A 6,394-nucleotide genomic window follows, 5' to 3' on the forward strand; every position below is an offset into this window, starting at 1 on the left:
CCTCGCCCGCGTGTGGCACGACTACGCGCGCAAGGTGATGGAGAAAGCCGGCGAGGCATAGAGCCCGCGGGGCGACGGCCTTGAGCGTTGTTCCGCGGCGATGAGGCGCCCGCGGCAGTCCCCGCTGCATTCCCCGCGCCACTGCAGTTCGGTCCGCGACCCGCAACGGTCAGCGGCCGCTGAGGTGCGCGAGGACGACATCGGCCAGGGCGGCGGTGTCGGCGAAGGAAAGGCGGGAAACGGCGGTCTCCACCGGGCAGTCGGCGACGACAGCGAGAAGCTGCTCCGGGCGAGTCGTCAATTCGCAGCCGGTCTCCGCACGAACGACCTCGATCTTCATTGTCGCCGCCTGCTTGAAGCCCTCGGTGAGGATGACGTCGAGACCGGACCCGAGCAGCGCGGCGGCCCCATCGAGCGGGAGCTCCCCATCCAGCGTACGCACGACGGCCAACTCCCGAGCCGACATAATGCCGACCGCTTGCGCGCCCGCGCGGCGGTGGCGCCACGTGTCCTTCCCCTCCCGGTCCATGTCGAAGCCGTGGGCGCTGTGCTTGAGCGCCCCGACGCGCAGGCCGCGCCGCGTGAGTTCGGCGATCAGCGCCTCGAGCACTGTCGTCTTACCGCTGTTGCGACGTCCGACTATGGACACTATCGGCAGCACGGGCTATCTCCAGCGCGCGCTCGTAGTCCTGCCACGTGTTGATGTTGAAGAAGCACAGGAGGTCGGGATCGAACGGCCGCAGGTCGTCCTCGGTCGCCCAGCGCGCATCGACGGCATCGAGAAATGAGACCATGCGCCGATCGCCGTTGCGGAGCTGCGCCTCGATGGCAGACAAGCAGCGCCGGGAGTAGGCCGCCAGGAGCGGGTGCAGGCCGTCGGCAGCTCGCGGCACAACCGCGTCGCAATCGGCGCCGAGGTCGAGTAAGGCGCGCATCACGGCTTCTCCGACGAAGGGCATGTCGCAGCCCAGAGCCAGGCACGCCTCGAAGCGCGCCGCGCCGAGCCCCGCGTGCAGGCCGCCAAGCGGGCCGCAGTGGGCATAGACGTCGGTGACGCCGACCGCCGGCGCGGGCAGTTCCTGCGCATCCCCGCCGACGATCAGCACCTCCTGCGCGACCGCCGCCGCGCGCACGACGATATGCTCCAGCAGCGTGCAGCTCCCCCACGGGAGCTGCCCTTTGTCAAGTTGGCCCATGCGGGCGCCGCGCCCGCCGGCGAGGATGATGACCGTGACGGGGCGGCGCGGATCGGTATCGGCATGACCGGGCATTCGCATTCTCAAGCGGCGGCGGGCGGCCAGCCCGCCTCGCGAAGAAGCTCTGCGACCTTCTCGTGCACGCGCTCGACGATATGGCCGATAGCCTCTTCGCCGAATTCGGCCGAGGCCGCGCGCGGATCGTCCCCGAGCACGCCCAGCGGCGGCTCCTCCCGGCCTTCGAGGTGGGAAAGGTCAACGAGTTCCGGGCGCAGCGCGAGGAGCAGGGAGGTCTCCCACCTCGCCGCATGGTCGCCCTGGTACCCGAGGTCCTTGACTAGGTCGAAGCCAATGCAAGTGAATACCTTGAGCGCCCCGCGCCGCATATAGCTCTCCGCAGCCCTGGACGCAGGACCGTGCAGCGGATAGTGCCCCGCGACCACGACGGCGACGAGGAATCCGACGCGCTCGACCTCCGCGAAGATGGACTGGAGCAGGCGCTCGTAGAGTTCCCAGCCGCCCGGGGGCGTCTTCGCCTCGTAGTCCGCACGATCAATCGAGAGGGCTTCGCTGATTTCGGCCCCGTTGTCGAAATGCAGGTCGGCGACCTGGGTGGGGTCGTCGCCGTAGAAGAGCGGCGGCATGACGACGCCGCCGGTGCGATCGGCCATCCGCAGGCACAGAGCGTGGGCTTTAACCGCATCCAGCCCGAGCGGCAGATGCCGGCCGTGCCACTCCAGCCGTCCCAGCGGCAGATAGGCGACCGGCACATGCTTGCGCATGCGGACCCACTCGTGAGGCAACAGCAACTCCCAGCGTCGTGTGGTCATGTGTCTCCTGAGTCTGGGTGACTAGGCAACGCGTGCGGGCGGCCGAGGCGAGGCTAGTCTCCCGCGGCCGGCGCCGGAGCTTCGAACTTAAAGTCCTCGGGATTGAAGCCCTCGGGCGCTGACTCCCCGAAGTCAAAGCCCCTCATGAAGTCTTCCATGACCCGCATCTGCAATTCCTGGGTTTTCCGCATGTCCACCTGCCAGCCGTCGGATCCCTTGACCAGCACTATGGGCGCGGTCTGGCGCATCTCCGGCGCGTCTTCGCCCTTGCCCATTGTGAAGCTGGTCGCGATCCTCGCCTTCGCCGTTTGCCCGCTCCGCTTGACGCCGCAGAACTGTACTCTCAAGTTCCCTGCCGCCGGCATGGATCCGGTACTCATCATCGCCATCTCAGCGTATTCCCGGCTTTCGCTGGTTAGCACGGAGCGAAGGGCCTTGGCATCCTGCTCCTGGAGCGCCGCGCAGTACGCGCGCGCACATGCCGCCGGTCCGGTGTATTGGCTCCAGTAGTAGTACCCGCCGCCCCCGGCGACGAGGACCAGGATCACCGCAATTGCGAGGGGCGCCCGCGAGCCGGCTCTTGCGCCGACGCGCGCATTCCTCGGGCTTGCCGCGACCGCCGATGCCGGGCCTTCGCCCTGAGCCGCTCCCTCAAGCGGTGTGTAGCACTGCCAGCACGTCTTCTCACCCCGGACGATCTCGGTTCCACACTTCGGGCACTTCATAGCCGCACCCCCTTCTGCAGCGACGCACTAGCTCCAGGACGTGACTCGCGGTCGCCGCGACAGCCAAAGGTGTTGGCCGAAACCGCGCTCATGTTACGATGGGGTGATAGCAGTGTCAAGTGCGGCCGGCATGCGGCCACCCGCGGGCGACGAGCGCTCACCCTCGGCGCCGTCGGCGACGGGATGCACCGGCCGGCGCGGTCGTTCTCTTGACAAGGGCGCGCTGAGGCGGCAAACTCCAGAGGTGCCAACAGGACGTTCGGAGAGCGGGAGGGTGATGCAGTGAAGGTTCAGGTCGGCGTCATGGGTTCTGCGGGAGGCCGGATTCCGCGCGCGGTGCGCCAGAAGGCGCGCCAACTCGGCTGCGAGATCGCGAAGCACGACTGCATTCTGCTCACCGGGGCAAGTCCCGGAATTCCATATGAAGCGGTGCAGGGCTGCAAGCGGTCGGGAGGCATGACCGTAGGCATTTCGCCTGCGCTGGATCTTCAGGAGCACGTCACTCGCTACCGCTCCCCGTATCGCGAGTTCGACGTGCTGATCTACACGGGCGACGGGTTGATGGGGCGCGAGGTCACGGGTATCCGCTCCTGCGACATCGTGGTCCTCGTCGGCGGGCGTTCCGGCACGCTCGGCGAGTTCGCCATCGCCTACGACGAGGGCAAGCTGATCGGCGTGCTCCAGGAAACCGGCGGGATCGCCGACCAAGTGGACGAGATCGTGCGCATCGTCAATAAGGACACCGGAGCTGCCCTGGTGTTCGACAGCGACCCCAACAAGCTCATGGCTGCGCTGCTCAAGGCATACAAGGCGCGCCTGCGCAATCCGCCACAGCGATCCGACGACGCGGCGGCGGGGTGAGGCTTCGCGGGAAAGCTCGGCTCGCCACGCCTACTCGGTGTCCGCATCGGCCGCGGATGCCGGTCGAATGGATCTGCCCGTCGCCCTGCGATGGACCGGCTCGATCGCCACGGCCGTGCCAGCCATCGCCGCCAATGCCCACGATTGGCTTGGTGAGGTGCGCGCCACCGGCGCGAGTGCCCTTAACCGTACGCGCCGGACTCGCGGTACGCGTCGAATAGGGCCTCGACGTTTTCAACGGGTGTGTCGGCCTGGATGTTGTGGGCGGTGCAGAAGATGAAGCCGCCGCCGGGGCCGAGTGTCTCGCAACGCTCCTGCACTTCGCGGCGCACGTCATCGGGCGTGCCGAACGGCAGCGTGCGCTGAATCGAGATCGAGCCGTGGAAAGAGAGGTCATCGCCGAACTCTCGCTTGAGTTCGGCGCGATCCATGTCGTGCACGTCGGGCTGGATCGGGTTGAGGATGTCGAGGCCGCAGTCAATGAGATCGGGGATGATGGGCTTGATCGAGCCGCAGGAGTGGTGCGCGACCGCGTAGCCGTAGCGCTTACCCAACTCGATGAGGGCTTGGAAGCCGGGTCGCAGGAATCGGCGCCACATATCGGGGGACATGAAGAGGCCGTTCTGGGTGCCGAAGTCATCGCCCATGAAGAAGATGTCTATGCCGTCGCCTGCGGCCTCGAATGTCCGCCGCGCGTACTCGAGGTAGAACTCGGCCACCCTTCGGATGACATACTCGGCGATGTCCGGGGTGAGCGAAAGGTCGAGCAGGATCTGTTCGATACCGCGCACGTACATCGCCGGTTTGAGCTGCGCGCAGCGATTCATGCGGTCGCCCATGAAGATGACGACCTTGCCCATGCCCTGGGCCTCCTGCACCTGGTCGCGCACGCAGTCGTAGTCGAACCAATCGGGATCGGGCCACTTCGGGTACGCTTGCAGGTCTGCGACGGTCTGCGCGCCGGCGAGGGGAAAGTTGATGACCTCGTGGTAGGCGGCGGCCTTGTCGCCGTCGCCCACCTCCACGCGGACCCGCGGCACACCCCAGTGGTCTTCCACGCTGCCGTCGGCATGCGTGACGGGATCGGGGCCGACGTACCGCGGGCCGGGGATATAACGGAAATCAACGTCGAAATGCGATAGCAGTTCCTCCTGCGTCGAGAAGCCGTAGCGGTCGAGGAGTTGCTGGTTGATCTCGGCGGTCGCCCAGTAGTCTATCGGAACGCGATCCGGTTCTTCGTGCGCGAGAGCACGCGAGACTCGCTGCCGTGCATCCATGATCCGCTACTCCCCACCATTTGCCGGGCGCATCTTCGGGCCGACTTTCCAGATGATGCTGATCGGCAGGACCGCGATCAGGGCGGCCGAGCCGAACGTCACGAAGGTGATCTCGTATCCGCTCGACTTGATGAGCGCGCCCGCGCCCCACCCAGCGATGCTCGCGCCGATGTATCCCATGGCGTCGATGAACCCGGCGGCGCCCGCCGCGCCTGCCTTCTTGCCGAAATCCTGCGCCGCGTGGCCGACCATCAGGATGTGCGGCCCGTAGGTGCAGAAGCCGATGAGCGCCACGACGAGGATGACCAGCCATGACCGGTCGGCGGGGATGTAGGGGAAGGCGATGGAGAAAACGCCCAAGGCTCCCAACAGGAGCGCGATAACCGGCGCGCGGCGACCACCGAAGAACCGGTCGGTGGCCCAGCCCGCGATGACCGCACCTGCTGACCCCGCCAGCGGGTGAATGCAGCGCTTCATGACCTCCTTGAAATTGGCCATGAGCGTGGTGCCTTCCGCCGCGCTGCGCTCGTCGAGAAACGCCGGCAGCCAGTTGACGAAGCCGTAGCGATTGAGATCGAGGAGGAAGAACGTCACCGCCACGATCCACAGGTACGGGTTGCTCAGGGTCGCGATGACGTTCTGGCCTATGGTGCGACGCGATGGGCCGCGCGCATCGTCGGGCGACTCGTCGTCTTCGGCGATCGCCGGCAACCCCACCTCCTCCGGACTATTGCGGACGAGCAGGAAGAAGAAAACGCCGACCACCGCGAACAGCACCGCCGGCACCCAGAACACCGCCCGCCAATCGCCGCCTAGCTTCTGCACGTAGTAACCGGTCAGGAAGAACGCGAGGGCCCATGAGAACGCGCCGCCGAACTGGTACGACGCCCCCATGACGCCCATCACTTTGCCGCGATTGCGCAGGGGAAACCAGTGCGTGAGCGCGCGCACCATCGGCGACCACCCCATCGCCTGGAAGAAGCCGTTGGCTGCCCAGAAAATGACAACCATCGTCAGCGTGGCGCCTGCGTCCGACGCCCCCGGCCGCGTGAAGAACGTTGCGGCGAAGACTGCAAGGTTCATTGCGACGGATCCGACCACTCCCAGGCTGGCGATGGTGCGGCTTCCGAAGCGATCCGCGAGTTGGCCGTTGACGAACTGGCCGACGGCGTACATGACAGTCAAGGCGGTGAAGATGAGGCCGATGTGAGCCGCGTCCCAGTGGAACGTGGCGCTGAGCTGCGACTTGGCCATGGGCATGTTGTACCGGCAGAGATAGTAGGCGAAGTAGGTGATCCACGCCGAGGCGAAAACCCGGCGCTGCCAGGCTCGCAGATCTGTGGACGCCGCGCCCGCTGTGTCGCTCAAGGATTGCCTCCAATGAGGGAACGTCGAGGGCTGTGCAGCAGCCGATCCCCGACCGCACATTCTGCCCCCCGCCGGGCCGCTCCTTCACCCGCCCAGAAGCGGCAAACGGCGGGCTATCCCCACGGGCGCGGGATGAG

Annotated in this window: 7 protein-coding genes; 1 reads left to right on the forward strand and 6 read right to left on the reverse strand. The window is 66.7% G+C overall.

Going from position 1 to position 6,394, the window contains the following annotated elements:
- Positions 1-169: 169 nt before the first annotated feature.
- Genes mobB through JSV65_01370 form a run of 4 tightly spaced genes read right to left on the reverse strand, consistent with a single transcriptional unit; the run spans position 170 to position 2,751 of the window.
- Positions 170-661, reverse strand: a complete 492-nt coding sequence (gene mobB, locus JSV65_01355; protein UCH35027.1) for a molybdopterin-guanine dinucleotide biosynthesis protein B — start codon at positions 659-661, stop codon at positions 170-172.
- Positions 618-1,271 (reverse strand): molybdenum cofactor guanylyltransferase, encoded by a 654-nt coding sequence (locus JSV65_01360; protein ID UCH35028.1) that lies wholly within the window; start codon positions 1,269-1,271, stop codon positions 618-620. The genes mobB and JSV65_01360 overlap by 44 nt, the downstream gene beginning before the upstream one ends.
- Positions 1,272-1,279: 8 nt before the next feature.
- Positions 1,280-2,026: a creatininase family protein gene (locus tag JSV65_01365; GenBank protein ID UCH35029.1), complete on the reverse strand. Its 747-nt coding sequence runs from the start codon at positions 2,024-2,026 to the stop codon at positions 1,280-1,282.
- Between the two features lie 53 nt (positions 2,027-2,079).
- Positions 2,080-2,751 carry a zinc ribbon domain-containing protein gene (locus JSV65_01370; protein UCH35030.1) on the reverse strand — a complete coding sequence of 224 codons (672 nt, stop codon included), beginning with the start codon at positions 2,749-2,751 and terminating at the stop codon, positions 2,080-2,082.
- 303 nt (positions 2,752-3,054) lie between these two features.
- Between JSV65_01370 and JSV65_01375 the strand changes: the two genes are divergently transcribed.
- The gene (locus JSV65_01375; protein ID UCH36665.1) at positions 3,055-3,612 is read left to right on the forward strand and encodes a hypothetical protein; all 558 of its coding nucleotides are present in this window, start codon (positions 3,055-3,057) and stop codon (positions 3,610-3,612) included.
- 182 nt (positions 3,613-3,794) lie between these two features.
- Here the strand turns inward: JSV65_01375 and JSV65_01380 are convergent, their stop codons facing one another.
- Both JSV65_01380 and JSV65_01385 read right to left on the reverse strand, forming a co-directional pair.
- Positions 3,795-4,889: a hypothetical protein gene (locus tag JSV65_01380; GenBank protein UCH35031.1), complete on the reverse strand. Its 1,095-nt coding sequence runs from the start codon at positions 4,887-4,889 to the stop codon at positions 3,795-3,797.
- Between the two features lie 6 nt (positions 4,890-4,895).
- Entirely contained in the window at positions 4,896-6,257 is a 1,362-nt protein-coding gene (locus tag JSV65_01385) for an MFS transporter (GenBank protein UCH35032.1), read from the reverse strand.
- Between the last annotated feature and the right edge of the window lie 137 nt (positions 6,258-6,394).

This window comes from Armatimonadota bacterium (assembly GCA_020354555.1).
Lineage (GTDB): Bacteria > Armatimonadota > Hebobacteria.

Coding starts and splice junctions, on each gene's coding strand:
- JSV65_01365 (UCH35029.1), bottom strand. CDS start 2,026: ATGACCACACGACGCTGGGAGTTGCTGTTGCCTCACGAGTGGGTCCGC.
- JSV65_01360 (UCH35028.1), bottom strand. CDS start 1,271: ATGCCCGGTCATGCCGATACCGATCCGCGCCGCCCCGTCACGGTCATC.
- JSV65_01380 (UCH35031.1), bottom strand. CDS start 4,889: ATGGATGCACGGCAGCGAGTCTCGCGTGCTCTCGCGCACGAAGAACCG.
- JSV65_01370 (UCH35030.1), bottom strand. CDS start 2,751: ATGAAGTGCCCGAAGTGTGGAACCGAGATCGTCCGGGGTGAGAAGACG.
- JSV65_01375 (UCH36665.1), top strand. CDS start 3,055: ATGGGTTCTGCGGGAGGCCGGATTCCGCGCGCGGTGCGCCAGAAGGCG.